This window comes from Phaeovulum sp. (genome assembly GCF_041596715.1).
In the GTDB taxonomy this organism is placed as follows: Bacteria; Pseudomonadota; Alphaproteobacteria; order Rhodobacterales; family Rhodobacteraceae; genus UBA6213.
The window spans coordinates 1-1,764 of record NZ_JBFHIA010000381.1; the positions used below are offsets into that span (position 1 = coordinate 1).

General features: G+C 63.4%; 1 protein-coding gene. It reads right to left on the minus strand.

The window, feature by feature from the left end; all coding sequences use genetic code 11:
* On the minus strand, positions 1-1,764 hold a 1,764-nt coding region (locus ABY403_RS16265; protein WP_372841855.1), incomplete at both ends, for a UvrD-helicase domain-containing protein.

Sequence of the window (1,764 nt, forward strand, 5' to 3'; positions counted from 1 at the left end):
ACCATCGAATACCAGCTGTCGCCGCCCGATCCCACCTCGCCCGCGGCGCAGACGATCAGCCATTTTTCGGCGCGCGTCATAGCCACGTAAAGCAGCCGCAGGCGTTCATCGAGCCGCTTTTCAACCTCGGCAGCCCGCGCCGCCACTATCTCGGGCGGGCTTGCATCGGCGTTGGTTCGCCATGCGGGCCCCTGCGGCAACTTCAATATCTGCCCAGCCTCGGGGTCTTTGCGCTTGGCAGTGTCGGGTAGGATCACGACCGGGGATTCCAGCCCCTTGGCACCGTGCACCGTCATAACTCGGATCACCTGACCCGCAGCACTTGGCGCGCGCTTCACATCTACGTCATCAGCGCCAAGCCAACCCAGAAACCCGGTGAGGCTTGGCACCTCGCTCGATTCAAAGGCCAGCGCCTGCGAAAACAACTCGTCAATCCCGTCTTCCGCCTCTGGCCCTAGCCGCGCCAGCAGCCGTTGCCGCCCGCCATGCCGCGCAAGCAACCGCTCGATCAGCTCGTAAGGGCGCAAAAAGTCGGCCGCATCTCGCAAATCGTGCAAGATAGACAATGTTTCCATGTGCTGCTTTTGCCCGCGCAGCGCCTCCCACAAATAGCCTTTGCGTGGCTGCGCAAGCGCGTAAAGCGCCGCCTCATCCCAGCCAAACAGCGGCGACTTTAGCGTAGCGGCAAGTGAGAGGTCATCTTCCGGGGTCGCCAGAAACGTCAGCAGCGCGGTGATGTCGCGCACCGCAAGTTCGGCACCCAGCTTCAGCCGATCTGCCCCTGCAACGGCAAGACCTGCGGCCTTGCAGGCGCGGATCGTCTCGGCAAACAGTGCCGAGCGCCGCTGCACCAGCACCAGAAAGTCTCCCTCACCAAGCCGCCGCGCGCCACCGGGGCTTTTTGCATCAGGAATCTGCGCGCCACTGTCGATCAGCCGGCGGATCTCGGCGGCGATATGGCGGGCCAGAACCACCGCTTCGTTCTGTGCGCCGCGCAGATCAAGCGGATCGCGCCAATCCCCCGGATCTTCCTTTTCCGGCTTGGGCACCGGCGGCCAAAGATCGACCCGCCCCGGCATATCGCCGTAAAAAGCAATGTGCTTTGCCGCACCACCCAACCCGCGGGCCACGCGCTCATCAAATGTCAGGTCCACCAGCCGCAGGATCGCGGGGGAAGAGCGGAAGGAATGTGCCAGTTCCAGCGCCTGCATGGGCCGCGCGACCGCCTCGAAATTGGTGGCAAACCTTTTGCGCATCGTCTCGAACTCGGCCAAATCGGCACCTTGGAACGAATAGATCGACTGCTTGGCATCGCCCACGACAAACAGGGTTCGCGCACTTTCGCGCGCGCCTTCGCCCGCGGTGAACTCGGCAGCCAATGCGGCGATCACCTGCCATTGGCCGGGGCTGGTGTCTTGCGCCTCATCAACCAGAATATGGTCTATGCCGCCATCAAGCCGGAACAGCACCCACTGCGCCACCGACGGATCAGAAAGCAACGCTGCCGCGCGCTGGATCAGATCGTCAAAATCCAGCCATCCATGCGCCGCCTTTTTGGCTTGGTAGCGGGGCAGCCACGCGGCGGCAAAGCGGTGCAGCGCCGCGTTTCGTTCCGCCGCGGCAAGCGCGAGCCTCCGGAGTCGCGCAGCCGCGACCCGCTCCATCAGCGCATCAAGTTCCGGCATCAGCGCGGCGGCGGGGCCATCCTTCGTTTGCTTGGTTGGAAAAGACCCTATCTTTGCTGAAAATGGCTCACTCGTCTTC